The following is a 15181-nucleotide window of genomic DNA, read 5'->3' as shown; positions in this document are numbered from 1 at the left end:
CGGGGCGGCACCCGTGGACAACATGGGGACAACGTGGGGACAACCGTGGATGACGGGCGTCGGACCCGTGGACAACCCCCCGGTGCGGCTGTGGACAACGGTGTGGATGACTCGGTTGGTATCCCGATGAAAGGGAAGCTACCTGCGCTCTTTGTCCAGTCTTGGCTGTGGACAACGATGCGCGCTCAAGTGCCGGGCGTGTCGCGCCCCGGCGTGTCGCGCGCCAGGGTGCCGCAAATCGGACATCCCCTGGCAAACGTTGTCGAGCCGTGCCCGCGCGCGGGCGGCGGACGGCGCGTGAACCGCCCCCGCACCGTCGGCCCGCCCGACCAAGCCGGCACACCTGCCCGGCCACCCACCCGCCCGCCCGTATGACGGAGCGTGACCGCATCGGCCCGACATCCGTGCCGCCGCAGGCACCCATGTCGGAGGTGCGGCCCTCGGATCCGGCGCCAGACCCGCGCCGGGGGTGCGGGACGGAACGGCGGGCGGGCGGGCCCAGCGACCGTCTCAGCACCGCCGCAGACGCGACGAGGCCCGCCACCCCCGACCAGCGGGAGCGACGGGCCTCGAGCGACCTGGAGAACCAGGACTACTTGGCGGCAACCACCTTGACGGTGACGTTCGCGGCCACGTCCGAGTGAAGAGCGATCTTCACCTGGTACTCGCCCAGCGCCTTGATGGGCTGCGCGATGTGGATGCGACGCTTGTCGACGGTCGCACGGTCGCCGATGGCGTCCGCGATGTCGGCAGGCGACACGGCGCCGAAGAGGCGACCCGACTCGCCGGCCTTGACCGACACGGTGACGGGAGCGGACTGCAGCGTGTCACGCGCAGCCTGGGCACCCTCGATGGTGGCGATCTCCTTGGCGCGACGCGCCTTGCGGAGGGCCTCGATCTGCTTCTCGGCGCCGGCCGACCACGGGGTGGCGAGCTTGCGCGGAACCAGGTAGTTGCGGGCGTAACCGTCCTTGACGTCGATGACGTCGCCGGCGATGCCGAGGCCGGAGACCTCGTGGGTCAGGATGACCTTAGCCATGTGAGATCCCCCCGATCAGCGGCCGGAGCCGGAGTAGGGAAGGAGCGCCATCTCGCGCGCGACCTTGATCGCGCGCGCGATCTCGCGCTGCTCCTGGACGGTGACACCGGTGACGCGGCGCGAACGGATCTTGCCGCGGTCGGAGATGAACTTGCGAAGCAGCGCGGTGTCCTTGTAGTCAACCTTGTCGACCTTGGCGGCCTTGAGCGGGTTGACCTTCTTGCGCGGCTTGCGGATGTCGTGCTTAGCCATGTTGAAGACTCCTGAGTGAAAAGTACCGATCAGAACGGCGGCTCGTCCGACGCCGGGGCGGTCGCCCACGGGTCGTTCGAGGAGCCGCCGGCCGGCGAGCCGCTGTAGCCCCCGCCCGAGTTGCCGCCGCCGAAGCCGCCGCCCCCGCCGCCGCCGAAGCCACCGCCGCCCTGGCCGCCGCGCTGCGTGCGCGTGACCTTGGCGGTGGCGTAGCGGAGCGAAGGACCGACCTCGTCGACCTGCATCTCCATGACGGAGCGCTTCTCGCCGTTCGCCTCCCACGAGCGCGAAACCAGGCGGCCGGTGACGATCACGCGCATGCCCTTGGTGAGGGACTCTGCGACGTTCTCGGCGGCCTCACGCCACAGGGAGCACCGCATGAACAGGGTCTCGCCGTCCTTCCACTCGTTCGACTGACGGTCGAACGTGCGGGGGGTGGACGCCACCGTGAAGTTGACGACGGCCGCACCGGAGGAGATGAAGCGAAGCTCCGGGTCTCCGGTGAGGTTGCCGACCACGGTGATCTGGGTGTCGCCTGCCATGTTGTGTTCCCCTTGGTTTCGTATGAGTACTGGTGAGAGTCGGGAGAGAGCAGCCCTTAGCGGGCGTCCGGACGGAGCAGCTTGGTGCGGAGGATGGTCTCGTTGAGACCCAGCTGGCGCTCCAGCTCCTTCGCGGTGGCGGACTCCGAGGTGAAGTTCACGACGGCGTAGATGCCGTCGTTCTTCTTCTTGATCGGGTAGGCCAGGCGGCGACGGCCCCAGATGTCGAGCTTGTCGACGGTGCCGGAATCGCCGGTGATGACCTGAAGGTACTTGTCGAGCGACGGCTGAACCGTGCGCTCGTCGATCTCAGGGTCGAGGATGATCATCATCTCGTACTGACGCATCGATACCCACCTCCTCTGGACTATGCGGCCACGGACGTTCCGTGGCAGGAGGGTGATGCAGTCGCGGACGTCCCGGCGGGTGCCGGTCGTTTCCGCGACATCACAGGATACCGTCCGCCACGGACACCGCGCCAGTAGCAGGTCCCGGCCTGGGGAAGGACGATGCGCGGGGCGCCTTTCGTAGACTGCGGCCCATGACCTACGGCAACGACGACTTCGTGCCCGTGCTCCTGGGCACGGGCGTGGGCGCCTACAACATCGCGCGCTCCCTCCACGAGGCGTACGGCGTGCGCTCGCTCGCGCTCGGCCGCGCGGCGCTCCACGAGACCGCGCACTCGGCGATCATGGACGTGCGCGCGACCCGCGACTTCGCGACGCCCGAGGGCATCGTCGCCACGCTCGAGCGGCTCGCCGACGAGCTCGCGGGACGCAGGCTCCTCCTCATCGCGTGCATCGAGTTCTACACGAACGTGGTGATCGACCACCGCGACCGCCTGGGCGAGCGCTACACCATCCCGCTCGTGGACCGCGAGCTCGCCGACGCGCTCATCGACAAGACCGCCTTCTACGCCACGTGCGAGGCGCACGGCATCCCGCACCCGCGCACGCGCATCGTCACCCCCGCGGACATGGACGATGCGGCGCTGGGCGAGGCGCTGCCGTTCCCCTACCCGGTCATCGCGAAGCCCTCGAACACGGACGTCTACCCGCGGTTGAGCTTCGCCGGCAAGGAGAAGGTCTACCGCGTCGAGGACGCCGCGGAGCTGCGCGACGTGCTCGCGCGGGTGTTCGGCGCGGGCTATGAGGACGACATGATCGTCCAGGAGCTCATCCCCGGGGACGAGACGGTGATGCGCGTCGCGAACACCTACTCCGACGCGCGCGGCCGCATGCGCTTCGCCTCGGTCGGCCAGGTGGTGATGGCGGACCACGAGCCGACGATGGTGGGCAACAACAACGCCATCATGACGGTCGAGGACCCGGAGCTGGTCGAGTCCATGCGCACGCTGCTCGACGGCGTCGGCTACACCGGCACCGCGAACTTCGACGTCATGCGCGACCCGCGCGACGGCGTCTCCAAGGTCCTCGAGGTCAACCTCCGCCAGGGCGCGACCAGCTACTACACGATGGCGGCGGGCGGGAACATCGTGAAGGCCCTGGTCGAGGACCGGGTGTACGGCCGCGATCCCGGCGACCAGGTCACCACGGACCAGGCGCTGTGGATCAACCTGCCCCGCTGGGTGAGCCGCCTCTACACGCCGCGCGCGCTGCGTTCCCAGGTGCGCCGCGCCGCGCGCCGCCGCACGGCGCACACGCTGCGGTACCGCGAGGATCGGAGCCTGCGTCGCCTGGTCGAGGTGCTGCGCGTCGACGTGCGCTACACGCTGTCGACCTTCAGGTACGGGCGCTCCGGGCTGAACCGATGACCCCGCGGGCGAGGCCCGCGATGCGCCTCGCCTCCGCCGCGGTCACGCCCGTCGGGAGGTTGACGATGCGCGCGATGACGTCGCGCGTGACACCCAGCTCGGGCGCGTCCTCGCGGTAGCCGTAGGCGGCCGGGTCCTTCGCGCCCGGGTACAGCGCCGGGCGGTACCAGTCGCCCGCGTAGACCCCTCGCGCGGCGAGCGCGGACACCACCGCGTCGGCGTCGACGCCCACGGGCACCAGGAGCGGCATGCGGATGAGCGGCTGGCCCGCGAGCGCAGCGGCGCCCGGCACCAGGTCGCCGAGCTCCTCGACGTAGACGCCGACGGCCTCGCGTCGGCCCGCCTCGAGGGACGCAAGTCCGGGCAGGTGGGCGGCCATCTGCGCGATCACCCAGGACGATGCGCCGACGTCGGCGTGCGCGAGCCGCCCCTCGAGCTCGGCCGGCGCGACCGCGGGCTCGAACAGGCCGGCGGCGGTCAGCGCGCGACGCAGGCGCGACGCGACTCCGCCGGGCAGCCGGCGCAGCGCCGCGAGCTGCGCACGGTAGGTCCGCGCCGCGAAGCGCAGCCGCGTCCCGGGCGCCCCGAGGTTCTCGAGCATCCCCACCATGAGCTCGCGCAGCTCCGCATCGGCGAGAGCGGGGTTGACCCACACGGCCCCCCCGAACTTGGTGGGTAGCGCCTTCTCCGAGCCGAACGAGTGGATCGAGACGTCCGCGAGCGGCGCCCCGTCCGCGTCGCGCGCCATGCGGCCGAGCGCGTGCGCCGCATCCTCCACGACCAGAGCGCCACGGACGCGCGCGGCCGCGGCGAGCTCGCGCGCCCGCTGCTCGTCCACCACGCCGAACGTGTGCTGGATCATCACCGCGAGCCAGGGCTCGCCCGCGGGCAGCGCGGCCGGGTCGAGCGCGAGCGACTCCGCCGAGATGTCGCCGTACACCGGCGTGAGCCCCTCGGCCACGATCGGATCCACGGCGGTCGCGCAGGTGAGCGCCTGGGTGAGCACGGCACCCGGGCCCTTCCGAGAGGACAGCGCGGCGAAGACCTGCTGCATGCCGTAGCGCGCCTTGAAGGCCAGGTACCAGTCCTCGGGCCGGGTGCCGGTCGCCTGTGCCAGGCCGATCCTCACGGAGTCCATCGGGCCATTATGGTCGGCGGGCGCCGGCGCGGGCCCGCACGGGTCCGTCTAGGCTCGTGGGCGTGACGATGCGAGACCTGACCGTGGTGCCCCTCGACGACGACCGCTTCCTGGAGCTCGCCCGCCGCGGCGACCACCCGGTCCCGATCGAGCAGGCGCCGGCGTGGGACGCGTACGACGCGGCCGTGCCCGGACGCGAGCACCTCGCCCGCCTGGGGGTGATGGACGCCGCCGGCGAGGCCGTCGCGGTCGTCTCGCTGTCGCGCTACGAGGTCCGCGGCTTCCCCTACGTGTGGGCCAAGCACGGGCCCATCCCGCTGGTCGAGCGCACCCCGGAGAACGAGAAGGCGATCCGCGACGCCCTGGTCGCCGACCTCCGGGTCCGCTACCCGTGGGCGACCTTCCTCCGCATGCACGCGCGCCACGCCGCCCCCGACCTGCGGGAGCTGCTCCAGACGGTGACGTTCGACCACACGGTCATCATCGACCTCACCCCCGACAGCGACGCCATCATGTCCACCTTCTCGAAGCGCGGCCGCTACAAGATCCGCCGCACGCTCAAGGACGAGGCGATGACGGTGACCGAGGAGACCGGGCTCACGGCCGAGGCCTTCGCGGAGCTCTACGAGATCTACCGCGAGACCGCGGCCGGCGCCGGCTTCGGCATCTTCCCTGCTGAGATGTACCTCACGATGCTCGAGGCGCTCGCGCCGCACGCCCGCATCTGGGTCGCGCGGCGCCACGATGCGGGCGCGGACGGCGACCTGGCGCCCGGGCGCGCGATCGCGTGGGTCATCGCCGTGGTGCACGAGCGCGGCGGCACCGACTATTACGCCGGCAACAACCTCGAGGCGCGTGACACCAACGCGGCGCTGCGGATCAAGTGGGAGATCCTCATGACCCTCAAGGCCGAGGGCGTGCGGGAGTACGACCTGTTCGGGGTCGGCTCGGAGCGCGCTCCCCAGCTCATGGGCGTGCGGGAGTTCAAGCAGCAGTTCGGCGACATCGTCGAGTGCGACGGCGCGTGGGACGTGCCGCTCAAGCCGCTGCGCTACCGCGCCCTGGTCGCGGCCCTGCGCCTCAAGCGCCTGATCGCGCGCTGACGCCCGGGCGCCGGCGCGAGGTGACCGCCGGCGCACCCACCGGGGTCACCCCGCCCCGCCCGCCGCATCGGCGCCGTCCGTGGGTTCCGGCGTGGGCGTGACCACCGGTTCGGAGGTGTCGGTCGGCTCCGGCGTGGGCGTGACCACGGGCTCGGTGGTCTTCGACGGCTTCGGGGTGCTCGTCTTGGAGGGCTTCGGCGTGCTGGTCTCGGACGGCTCGGGCGTCGGCTCCTCGGAGACCGTCTCGCTCGGCGTCGGCGTCGGGCTCGAGTTGACCGCCGTGCCCACGTTCGCGCGGTCGGGGAAGTCCACCACGTCGAAGCGCTCGAGGATCGGGCCCATCATGGCGATCCACACGTCGGTGGGGACCGACCCTCCCGTGATCTCGCTGTAGCCGCCGAACGGCGTGATCGACTCGACCGAGCCGTCCTCGCCCACCTGGTACATCGACACGACTCCCACGATCTGGGGCGTGAAGCCGATGAACCACGCGGAGTTGTTGTCGTTCGAGGTGCCGGTCTTGCCGGCGAGCGGACGGCCGAGCTCCTGAGCCTTGTACGCGGAGCCGCCGTTGACCACCTGCTGCATCGCGTAGGTCGTGTCCGCCATCACGTCCTTAGAGAAGACGCGCTCCGAGTCGTCGCGGCGCGTGTAGACCGGCTCGCCGTCCGGGCCGATGATCTTCTTCACCGTGAAGGTCGACTTCTCCACGCCGCCGGACGCGATCGTCGTGTAGGCGTGCGCCATCTGCATCGCGGTGGGCGAGGCCGTGCCGAGCACGTTCGCGGCGTTGTCGTCGAGACCGTACGTGTCCTCCGGCAGGCCCGCGGCGATCGCGGTCTCCATCGTGGTCGCGGGGCCCACGTCCTCGTTGAGCTGGACGTAGTAGGTGTTGACCGAGTTCTGGGTGGCCTTGACCATGTCGATCCACCCGTAGCTGGTCGCGCCGTAGTTGCGCACGGGGTTGTCGAAGCCCGGGATGGTCATGTTGTCGTTGGCGACGTAGCTGGTGTCGAGCGAGTAGCCGTTCGACAGCGCCGCGATCATCGCGAACGGCTTGAAGGTCGACCCCGCCTGCGAGATGTCCTGCGTCGCCGCGTTGCGCTGCACCGTGAGGTAGTCCGGACCGCCGTACATGCCCGTGACGGCGCCGGTCTCGGCATCGACGGTGGTCGCGGCCACGCGGAGGTTGTCAGCATGGTCGTCCGGCATGTTCTTGACGGCCTGCACCACGGACTTCTGGTCGCCCTTCCGGAACGTGGTGATGATCTGGTAACCGCCCATCTCAAGCTCCTCCTGCGTGAGGTCGAGATGCCCGATCGCCTCGTCCAGCGCCGTGCGCAGGAGGTAGCCGTCCGTGCCGCCGAACGTGTTGGCGGTGCTGTACTCGATGGTCTCGGGGAACTCCTGCTCGTCACGCTCCGCCTGGGTGATGAATTCCGTGGTGACCATGCCGTCGAGCACGTAGTTCCAGCGCTGCTCGGACTTGACCGCGTCGATGCGCGGGTCCCACGCGCTCGGCGCGGGGATGACGCCGGCGAGCATCGCCGACTCCGAGAGCGTGAGCTCGGAGGCGGGCTTGCCGAAGTACTCCTGGGACGCGGCCTCGATGCCGTACGCGCCGCGACCGAAGTAGATGGTGTTCATGTAGTTGCAGATGACCTCGTCCTTGGTCTGCTCCTGATCCACCTTGAGCGCGAGCAGCGCCTCCTTGATCTTGCCGGGGATGTCCGTGGTGGTCTCGCCCACGTAGTACCGCTCGACGTACTGCTGCGTGATGGTCGAGCCGCCCTGCTTGTCACCCTGGACCACCGTCCGGTAGAGGGCGCGCGCGGTGCCCATGAAGTCGATGCCGGGGTTGGTGTAGAACGTGCGGTCCTCCGCCGCGACCACGGCGTGCGCGACGTAGTCGGGCAGCGTCGAGCAGTCGATGATCTCGCGGTCGACCTCGCCCACCTTGCCCAGCTCGGACGTGCCGTTGGACCAGTACACGGTGGACGCCTGCGCGAGGGCCACGTCGTTCGCCTCGGGCACCTCGAGCTGCGAGTAGATCACCATGACGAAGATCGCGCCGGCGGCGATGGTGGTGAACAGCGCGATGAGCGCCGAGACCCCCGTGATCCGGAGGATGCGCTTCCAGCGCGGCAGCTCTCCCTTGCCGCCCTTGCCCTGGCCCGAGCCGTTGCCGCCACCTCCCGACCCGCTGCCCTTGCCTCCGCCGGCGCCCTTCGGCGCGGTCGCGGGCGTGGACGCCGCGACGCCCGTGGCCGCCCACCCGGTGCTCGGCTGCGAGGCGCGCGTGGTGCGTCGCGCCGGCTGCTGGCCGGAGGCGGACATTGGACGGCGCGCGGGCACGCGCTGCGGAGCGGAGGAGCGTTCGGTCACGTGACCACCTTAAGGACTGCGGACGATGCGTACCCCCGGTGGGGCCGATGCGCGCCGCGCGGCGGCGCACGCCGGTGTCACCGGGTGCACCGTCAACGCGCGGTGTGGGTTCATCGTGACCCGGCGGGGCGGATTCGCGCATCACGATCTCGTGATGTACGGTTCCCGATGTATCGGAGCGATATAACTGTTCGTGCGATCGGCTGAAGGGCCGGTCGCTGGAGGAAGCGGAGGATGCGTGGCGAAGACCGACGTGCTGACGCTCGCGATCCTCGGCATCCTCCGCGAGCAGCCGCTCCACGGCTACCAGATCCGCAAGCGTCTGGGCGCCGAGCTCGGCCCCTTCCGGGCCCTCAGCTACGGGTCGCTGTACCCGGGGCTGCGGCGCATGGTCGACGCGGGCCTCATCGAGGCCTCCGGCGAGGAGCCCACGGGCGCCTCCCCCGCATCGTCCCGGCGTGCGCGTATCGCGTACAGCCTCACGGACGCCGGCCGCACCCGACTGTCGGAGGAGCTGGCGAACGCCGGCGCGTCGTCGTGGGACGACGACGCGTTCGACGTCCGCTTCTCGCTCTTCTCGCACACCGACGCCGCGACGCGGCTGCGGATCCTGGAGGGGCGGCGCAGCCGGCTCTCCGAACGGCTCGAGGAGGTGTCGGACGGGCTCAAGCGCATGCACGAGCGCCACGACGCCTACACCGCCGAGCTCCAGCGCCACGGCCTCGAGCAGGTCGAGCGCGAGGTCGCCTGGCTCGACCAGCTCATCGAGAACGAACGATCCGCCCGCGGCGGTGAGAACAACGGCTCCGCGCCAGCGGACCACTAGTCAAGGAGACAAGAAATGGCCAAGCTTCGTGCCGCCATCGTCGGCGTGGGCAACTGCGCGACGTCCCTCATCCAGGGCGTGGAGTTCTACAAGAACGCCAAGCCCGAGGACACCGTGCCCGGCCTCATGCACGTGCAGTTCGGCGACTACCACGTCTCGGACATCGAGTTCGTGGCCGCGTTCGACGTGGACTCGCTCAAGGTGGGCAAGGAGCTCGTCGAGGCGACCCAGTCCTCGGAGAACAACACCATCAAGATCTGCGACGTGCCGAAGACGGACGTCCAGGTCCAGCGCGGCGTGACGCTCGACGGCCTCGGCAAGTACTACCGCCAGACCATCGTCGAGTCGGACGAGGCCCCCGTCGACGTCACCCAGGTCCTCAAGGACCGCGAGGTCGACGTCCTCATCTGCTACCTCCCCGTGGGTTCGGAGGAGGCCGCCAAGTTCTACGCGCAGTGCGCCATCGACGCCAAGGTCGCGTTCGTCAACGCGCTCCCCGTCTTCATCGCCTCCGACCCCGAGTGGGCCGCGAAGTTCGAGGCCGCCGGCGTGCCGATCGTCGGTGACGACATCAAGTCGCAGGTCGGCGCGACCATCACGCACCGCGTGATGGCGAAGCTGTTCGAGGACCGTGGCGTGCGCCTGGACCGCACGTACCAGCTCAACGTCGGCGGCAACATGGACTTCAAGAACATGCTCGAGCGCGACCGCCTCGAGTCCAAGAAGATCTCGAAGACCCAGGCCGTGACGTCCAACCTCACGGGCCCGCTCGCCGGCCTCAAGGACTCGCGCGAGGTCCACATCGGCCCGTCGGACTACGTCGCGTGGCTCGACGACCGCAAGTGGGCGTACGTCCGCCTCGAGGGCTCGGCCTTCGGCGAGGTGCCCCTCAACCTCGAGTACAAGCTCGAGGTGTGGGACTCCCCGAACTCGGCCGGCATCATCATCGACGCCATGCGTGCGGCGAAGATCGCCAAGGACCGCGGCGTCGGCGGCCCCATCCTGTCCGCGTCGACCTACTTCATGAAGTCGCCGCCGGTCCAGATGGAGGACACGAAGGGCCGTGCGCAGCTCGAGGCCTTCGTCGCCGGCGAGGTCGAGCGCTGATCTGAGTCGCCGACTCGCACGATGCCCGGGTCCCCGCTGAGGGGGACCCGGGCATCGTCGTGTGCAGAGGACGGTGCTGGCGTCAGGCCGTGAGCCGATCAAGCACCACCCCGATGGGCTCCGGCCCCGTGACGATCTCCCACTGATGCCCGGCGGTCGCGGGCCGCGAGATGCACGAGGCGATGGTCTGCGCGACGTCGATGCGCGGGATCGGTCCCGGGATCACCTTCTCGCCGATGCTGATCGCGCCGGTCCCCACCCCGTCGACCAGGACGCCCGGCCGCAGGATGGTCCATTGCAGCCCCGAGCCGCGCAGCGCGACGTCCGCCTCGCGCTTCGCGTACACGTACGCGGTCCACACCTCGCCGCGCTCCGGATCGGGATCGACGTCGACGCCGATGGCCGAGACCTGCACGAACCGCTTGATGCCGCGCAGCCGCGCGCCCGCCTGGGCCTTGAGGGAACCCTCGAGGTCCACCGTCCGCTTGCGCGAGGCGTTCCCGTCGGGCCCTCCCCCCGCCGTGAAGACCACCGCGTCGCACCCACCGAAGACGGCGGCGAAGTCCGGCTCGTCCGCCGCCTCGATGTCGAGATGGCGCGCCGCCGCGCCGAGGCCCGCGAGCTCGTGGAGCTGCTCGTCGGTGCGTGCGAGCGCGACCACTTCGTGGTCGCGGTGAAGAAGGATGGGGATGAGACGCCGGGCCACCTTGCCCGCGCCGCCGACGATCGCCACACGCGCCGGGATGCTCATACCTCCACCCTGGCCCCGCGCTTGCAGCGCTGCAACCGGGGGGACCAGGACGGAGGGAGCGGTTCAGCCCTTGGGGTCGGGACCGTACTGGTTCGGGCCCGGGTTGCCCGGGATGAGGGCGACGATGAAGGTGAGCAGAGGCAGGAACCACCCGACGATCGACACCGCGCCCGCCCAGCCGATGTCCTGGTACCTGCGCCACTGCAGCGCGAGCGACGGGATGAGCACCGCGAGGCCGTACAGGGCGAAGACCACGAGGATGACCACCGCGAAGCCGCTGGGCTCGTTGCTCGAGTAGTCGTAGCCCGTGACCGCGAGCAGGATGCTGAAGACGATCGCGATGAGCATGTTGGTGAACACGAAGCCCCAGTACTCGGCGCGGCGCGAGCGCCCGCTGAACTCCGCGTAGCGCCGCAGCGCCGTCATGTAGCCGTTCATGGCCCCTCCCTCGCGCGACGGCGTGTCCGTCGCATCGGGACCAATCTATCCAGGGATGACGTCGCTATGGCGGGACGCGGCGACGCGCGGATCCGGGCCGAAGCGGTTGGCGCCGGGCTGGCCGGGCAGCAGCGCCATCACCAGGAGGACGATGCCCAGGCCCAGCGGGATCGCGAGGAGCCACCACGCGGGCTGGTCCAGGTCGTGCAGCCGCCGCGCGGTCACGGCGACCGTCGGCACGCCGATGCCGACGACGTAGGCGAGCATGAGGCCCGCCGCGAGGGTGAGCAGCCCCCAGCTCACGGAGTCGGGGACGATGGCCGGGTCCTCGCTCGGCCTGGCCTCCCCCTCGAAGGCCGCGAACCACAGCGGCACGGCCACGAGCAACGTCACCGCCCACACGAGCGAGCCGAACAGCTGGAACCACCAGTACTCGCGGCGCCGTGCGCGGCCGCGGAACGTCGCGAAGCCACGGAGGCAGGCCACGACGGCATCGGCGAATCCCATGCGGTCACTGTACTGACCGCCTCCCCTACGCTGGGGCACGTGACACTGGCCCGCGACCTCGCACGCCTGTGGCGCGAGCGCGGCTTCCGCAGGCTCACCCTGGCGCGGCTGTTCTCCCAGGGCGGCGACGGGATGCTCCAGGTGGGAATCGCGACGGCCTTCTTCTTCGATCCGACCGAGGCCGCGACCCCCGGTCGGATCGCGTTGGGCTTCGCGATCCTGCTCGCGCCGTTCACCCTGGTCGGGCCCTTCGTGGGCGCGCTCATCGACCGTTGGCAGCGCCAGCGCATCCTGCTTGTGGGCAACCTGGTGCGCGTCGGCCTCGCGCTCGGCATCGCCGCCGCCCTGGCCGTCGACCCGCCGCTGTGGTCGCTCTACGCGCTCGCGCTGCTCACGCTGTCGGTCAACCGCTTCCTGCTCGCCGCGATGTCCGCGGGTCTCGCCAACGTGGTCCCGGAGGACGAGCTCCTCGCCGCGAACGCCATCATGCCGACGCTGGGGACCATCGCGGCGGCGGCCGGGGCGGCGATCGGCGGGGTCGTGACGCTCGTGTCCCCGAGCGCCTCGGACTCCTCGCTCGCGCTGTCCGCGATCATCGGCGCGGCCTGCGCGTTCGCGTTGTCCTCGTGGGCTGCCTCGCTGCTGGGGCGCGGCGAGCTCGGCCCCGAGTCCCCGTTGGCGGCGCTGCACCTCGCCGCGCAGGTGCGCGCGCTCGTCGCGGAGCTCGCGTCCGGGGTGCGCTACCTGAGCGCCCGCGTGACGCCGCTGCACGCCCTCGGCGTGATGGCCGCGCAGCGGCTGCTCTACGGGATGATGTTCGTCGCCTCGATCCTCATGTCGCGCTACCTCCTCGCGGATCCGGGCGCGGCCGCCGGCTCGCTCGGCGAGTTCACCGTGGTGCTCGCGTACGCCGCGGTCGGCTTCGGGCTCGCCGCGGTGCTGACGCCGTGGCTCGGGCCGCGCGTCGGCCCTCACCGCTGGATCGTCGGCTGCCTGCTCCTCGGCGCGACGGGCCAGGCCCTGCTCGCCGCATCGTCCGCGCGCTGGTCGCTGCTCGCGGCCGCGACCACCGTGTCGCTCGCGGTGCAGGGCGCGAAGATCGCCGTCGACACGATCGTCCAGCAGGACACCGCCGACGACTACCGCGGCCGCGCCTTCACCCTCTACGACATGGCCTACAACGTCGCCTTCGTGTCGAGCGCGGCCCTCGCGGCGCTCGTGCTGCCGCCCACGGGCTACTCCGCGTGGGTGATGGGCGGCATCGCGGTCGCCTACCTCGCGCTGGCGGCGGCCTTCGCGCGGGCGCCGCGCGTGCCGACGCCCGCCTCCTGACGCATCGTCCCTACCGGGTGATGGGGCCGCGCAACGCGGCAAGGCCGCCGGATCCCAGGTGCTCCTGGCCGATGAGGTGATCGAAGACGATGTTCGTCTCGGTCGACGCCACCACCGGATCCATGCTCAGCTCCGTCGCGACGAAGTCCCGCAGCTGCGCGGTGGACGTGCAGGCGACGTGGATGAGGAAGTCGATGGAGCCGCCGACGAAGAACACGGAGAGCACGTTGGGGAGCTGGATGACCTTCGCGGCGTAGCTCTTGATCTGAGGGCGCGCCTGCGCGCGGAGGCGCACGGAGACGATGCCCTGGACGTCGAGACCGAGCGCGGCGTAGTCGACCTCGACGTGGCTCGACCGGATGACGCCCGCGTCACGCAGCGCCTTGACCCGCGTGTGCGTGGTCGACGGGGCGACGTGCAGCCGGGCCGCGAGCGCCGCGTTGGGGATGCGGGCGTCGCGCATGAGCTCCCAGAGGATGCGCTCGTCGAGATCGTCGAGCCGAACACTCTTCGGCCGGAGGCCGTCCCGCGCACCCTGATCCATCGATCCTTCTCCCCGCATCGGTTTTTTCGGACTTCGATTCACGATTGCTTGCGTGCTTCGAACTTTCTTCAAGAATCGTAGGGGTCGGGTGAAGAACATGCGAGACCCGGCACGGATCGGCGTCCCCGGCGCCAGTGAGGAGCGACCATGCGCATCGGCATCCCTGCTGAGGTGAAGGACAACGAGCGCCGCGTCGGAGCCACCCCTGCGGGCGTGCGGGAGCTGGTCGGCGCCGGGCACACCGTGATCGTGGAGGCGGGAGCCGGCGTGGGCTCCTCGTTCCCCGACGAGGCCTACGCCGCGGCGGGCGCGACGCTGGGCTCGGTCGACGAGGCGTGGGGCGCCGCTATGGTGATCAAGGTCAAGGAGCCGATCGCCACCGAGTACCGCCACCTGCGCGAGGGTCTGCTCCTCTTCACGTACCTCCACCTCGCGGCCGACGAGCCGCTGACGCGCGCGCTGGTCGCCTCCGGGACCACGGCGATCGCCTACGAGACGGTGGCGCTCGAGGACGGCTCGCTGCCGCTGCTCGCCCCGATGAGCGAGGTCGCGGGACGGATGGCGACCATGGTCGGCGCGTTCAGCCTGCAGTCGAGCCAAGGGGGCCGCGGCGTGCTGCTCGGCGGCGTGCCCGGCGTGCGTCCCGCGCAGGTGACGGTGCTCGGCGCCGGCATCTCGGGGCAGAACGCGATCGCCCAGGCCGTGGGCATGGGCGCCGACGTCACGGTGCTCGACCTCTCCATCCCCCGCCTGCGCCAGCTCGACGCGCACTACGCCGGGAGGGTACGGACCGTCGCCTCGTCCGCGTACGAGGTCGAGCGCGCGTGCCTCGAGGCCGACCTGGTCATCGGCGCCGTGCTCGTCGCGGGCGCGCGGGCGCCGCGGCTGGTGTCCCGCGAGCTGGTCGCACGCATGCGTCCCGGCTCCGTCCTGGTCGACATCGCGATCGATCAGGGCGGCTGCTTCGAGGACTCGCGGCCGACCACGCACGCCGCCCCGACCTACGCCGTCGAGGGGTCCACCTTCTACTGCGTCGCCAACATGCCGGGCGCGGTGGGCCACACCTCGACGCTGGCGCTCACCAACCCGACGCTGCCGTACGCCCTGCGGCTGGCGACCGACGGCTGGGAGGTGGCGACCGCCAAGGACCCGGCGCTGGCGCGCGGGCTCGCGACGGTCGACGGACGCATCGTCCACGCCCCGGTCGCGGAGCTGTTCCCACACCTGTCGCGGACCGTCCCGGCCTGACCCCCGACCCCCGACCCCCGATCGACGTCGACCGCCGCGAGGCGCATTCGGCCACCGTTGTCGCTCTCGGGAGCTTCATCCCGAGGTGAAACAACCCCACCCGGCGCGCGATGTTCCCGTTCACGACCGCGTCGCCTGCGGGCTTAGTTCAGCGAGGGGTGAAGAACCGGAACGCGACGATCACCTCAGCGCGCA

General features: G+C 70.8%; 16 protein-coding genes. 6 read left to right on the top strand and 10 right to left on the bottom strand.

The annotated features are described in order from the left end of the window. Window positions 1-592: 592 nt before the first annotated feature. The 4 genes from rplI to rpsF are packed head-to-tail and all read right to left on the bottom strand — an operon-like array spanning window position 593 to window position 2180. The gene (gene rplI, locus AOM09_RS00660; RefSeq protein ID WP_062382824.1) at window positions 593-1039 is read right to left on the bottom strand and encodes a 50S ribosomal protein L9; all 447 of its coding nucleotides are present in this window, start codon (window positions 1037-1039) and stop codon (window positions 593-595) included. Between the two features lie 15 nt (window positions 1040-1054). Further along, complete coding sequence (rpsR, locus tag AOM09_RS00655; RefSeq protein ID WP_062290299.1) at window positions 1055-1291, bottom strand: 30S ribosomal protein S18; 237 nt, start codon at window positions 1289-1291, stop codon at window positions 1055-1057. 29 nt (window positions 1292-1320) lie between these two features. Then, entirely contained in the window at window positions 1321-1833 is a 513-nt protein-coding gene (locus AOM09_RS00650; RefSeq protein ID WP_062382817.1) for a single-stranded DNA-binding protein, read from the bottom strand. A 56-nt stretch (window positions 1834-1889) separates the two neighbouring features. Continuing rightward, entirely contained in the window at window positions 1890-2180 is a 291-nt protein-coding gene (gene rpsF / locus AOM09_RS00645) for a 30S ribosomal protein S6 (RefSeq protein WP_062305488.1), read from the bottom strand. Window positions 2181-2374: 194 nt separating this feature from the next. Between rpsF and AOM09_RS00640 the strand changes: the two genes are divergently transcribed. Further along, window positions 2375-3607 carry a carboxylate--amine ligase gene (locus AOM09_RS00640; protein WP_062382815.1) on the top strand — a complete coding sequence of 411 codons (1233 nt, stop codon included), beginning with the start codon at window positions 2375-2377 and terminating at the stop codon, window positions 3605-3607. Here AOM09_RS00640 and AOM09_RS00635 read toward each other — a convergent pair. Further along, window positions 3576-4745: a DegT/DnrJ/EryC1/StrS family aminotransferase gene (locus AOM09_RS00635; RefSeq protein WP_062382796.1), complete on the bottom strand. Its 1170-nt coding sequence runs from the start codon at window positions 4743-4745 to the stop codon at window positions 3576-3578. The genes AOM09_RS00640 and AOM09_RS00635 overlap by 32 nt on opposite strands. A gap of 68 nt (window positions 4746-4813) precedes the next feature. Here AOM09_RS00635 and AOM09_RS00630 point away from each other — a divergent pair, with 68 nt between their 5' ends. After that, window positions 4814-5848, top strand: a complete 1035-nt coding sequence (locus AOM09_RS00630) for a lipid II:glycine glycyltransferase FemX (RefSeq protein ID WP_062384333.1) — start codon at window positions 4814-4816, stop codon at window positions 5846-5848. A gap of 45 nt (window positions 5849-5893) precedes the next feature. On the opposite strand, the gene AOM09_RS00625 is transcribed toward AOM09_RS00630, so the two are convergent. Further along, entirely contained in the window at window positions 5894-8233 is a 2340-nt protein-coding gene (locus AOM09_RS00625; protein WP_062382791.1) for a transglycosylase domain-containing protein, read from the bottom strand. A gap of 238 nt (window positions 8234-8471) precedes the next feature. Between AOM09_RS00625 and AOM09_RS00620 the strand changes: the two genes are divergently transcribed. Together AOM09_RS00620 and AOM09_RS00615 are read left to right on the top strand one after the other, a co-directional pair. Then, complete coding sequence (locus AOM09_RS00620) at window positions 8472-9059, top strand: PadR family transcriptional regulator (RefSeq protein ID WP_062382787.1); 588 nt, start codon at window positions 8472-8474, stop codon at window positions 9057-9059. Between the two features lie 15 nt (window positions 9060-9074). After that, complete coding sequence (locus tag AOM09_RS00615) at window positions 9075-10166, top strand: inositol-3-phosphate synthase (RefSeq protein WP_062382784.1); 1092 nt, start codon at window positions 9075-9077, stop codon at window positions 10164-10166. 82 nt (window positions 10167-10248) lie between these two features. On the opposite strand, the gene AOM09_RS00610 is transcribed toward AOM09_RS00615, so the two are convergent. The 3 genes from AOM09_RS00610 to AOM09_RS00600 form a co-directional block, all read right to left on the bottom strand. Next, on the bottom strand, window positions 10249-10917 hold the full coding sequence (locus tag AOM09_RS00610; protein ID WP_062382781.1) for an SDR family oxidoreductase: 669 nt from the start codon (window positions 10915-10917) through the stop codon (window positions 10249-10251). 63 nt (window positions 10918-10980) lie between these two features. After that, window positions 10981-11355 carry a DUF805 domain-containing protein gene (locus tag AOM09_RS00605; RefSeq protein WP_062382778.1) on the bottom strand — a complete coding sequence of 125 codons (375 nt, stop codon included), beginning with the start codon at window positions 11353-11355 and terminating at the stop codon, window positions 10981-10983. Between the two features lie 45 nt (window positions 11356-11400). Continuing rightward, a complete protein-coding gene (locus tag AOM09_RS00600; RefSeq protein ID WP_062382775.1) occupies window positions 11401-11862 on the bottom strand; it encodes a DUF805 domain-containing protein in 462 nt (153 codons plus the stop codon). Window positions 11863-11901: 39 nt separating this feature from the next. On the opposite strand from AOM09_RS00600, the gene AOM09_RS00595 reads away from it, so the two are divergent. Beyond that, window positions 11902-13194 carry an MFS transporter gene (locus tag AOM09_RS00595; protein ID WP_062382771.1) on the top strand — a complete coding sequence of 431 codons (1293 nt, stop codon included), beginning with the start codon at window positions 11902-11904 and terminating at the stop codon, window positions 13192-13194. A gap of 10 nt (window positions 13195-13204) precedes the next feature. Here AOM09_RS00595 and AOM09_RS00590 read toward each other — a convergent pair whose 3' ends face one another. Beyond that, a complete protein-coding gene (locus AOM09_RS00590) occupies window positions 13205-13738 on the bottom strand; it encodes an Lrp/AsnC family transcriptional regulator (RefSeq protein ID WP_174452900.1) in 534 nt (177 codons plus the stop codon). Between the two features lie 147 nt (window positions 13739-13885). On the opposite strand from AOM09_RS00590, the gene ald reads away from it, so the two are divergent. Next, the gene (gene ald, locus AOM09_RS00585; protein WP_062382764.1) at window positions 13886-14986 is read left to right on the top strand and encodes an alanine dehydrogenase; all 1101 of its coding nucleotides are present in this window, start codon (window positions 13886-13888) and stop codon (window positions 14984-14986) included. Window positions 14987-15181: the final 195 nt, after the last annotated feature.

The organism is Demequina iriomotensis, from assembly GCF_000971395.1.
GTDB classification, from domain to species: Bacteria; Actinomycetota; Actinomycetes; order Actinomycetales; family Demequinaceae; genus Demequina; species Demequina iriomotensis.
The sequence above is the reverse complement of the archived record's forward strand: the minus strand, read 5'-3'. Positions and strand labels throughout refer to the sequence as shown.

Bases quoted from the DNA above. Each gene is read 5' to 3' on its own strand.
- rplI (WP_062382824.1), bottom strand. From the start codon at position 1,039: ATGGCTAAGGTCATCCTGACCCACGAGGTCTCCGGCCTCGGCATCGCC.
- rpsR (WP_062290299.1), bottom strand. From the start codon at position 1,291: ATGGCTAAGCACGACATCCGCAAGCCGCGCAAGAAGGTCAACCCGCTC.
- AOM09_RS00650 (WP_062382817.1), bottom strand. From the start codon at position 1,833: ATGGCAGGCGACACCCAGATCACCGTGGTCGGCAACCTCACCGGAGAC.
- rpsF (WP_062305488.1), bottom strand. From the start codon at position 2,180: ATGCGTCAGTACGAGATGATGATCATCCTCGACCCTGAGATCGACGAG.
- AOM09_RS00640 (WP_062382815.1), top strand. From the start codon at position 2,375: ATGACCTACGGCAACGACGACTTCGTGCCCGTGCTCCTGGGCACGGGC.
- AOM09_RS00635 (WP_062382796.1), bottom strand. From the start codon at position 4,745: ATGGACTCCGTGAGGATCGGCCTGGCACAGGCGACCGGCACCCGGCCC.
- AOM09_RS00630 (WP_062384333.1), top strand. From the start codon at position 4,814: ATGCGAGACCTGACCGTGGTGCCCCTCGACGACGACCGCTTCCTGGAG.
- AOM09_RS00615 (WP_062382784.1), top strand. From the start codon at position 9,075: ATGGCCAAGCTTCGTGCCGCCATCGTCGGCGTGGGCAACTGCGCGACG.
- AOM09_RS00610 (WP_062382781.1), bottom strand. From the start codon at position 10,917: ATGAGCATCCCGGCGCGTGTGGCGATCGTCGGCGGCGCGGGCAAGGTG.
- AOM09_RS00605 (WP_062382778.1), bottom strand. From the start codon at position 11,355: ATGAACGGCTACATGACGGCGCTGCGGCGCTACGCGGAGTTCAGCGGG.
- AOM09_RS00600 (WP_062382775.1), bottom strand. From the start codon at position 11,862: ATGGGATTCGCCGATGCCGTCGTGGCCTGCCTCCGTGGCTTCGCGACG.
- AOM09_RS00590 (WP_174452900.1), bottom strand. From the start codon at position 13,738: ATGGATCAGGGTGCGCGGGACGGCCTCCGGCCGAAGAGTGTTCGGCTC.
- ald (WP_062382764.1), top strand. From the start codon at position 13,886: ATGCGCATCGGCATCCCTGCTGAGGTGAAGGACAACGAGCGCCGCGTC.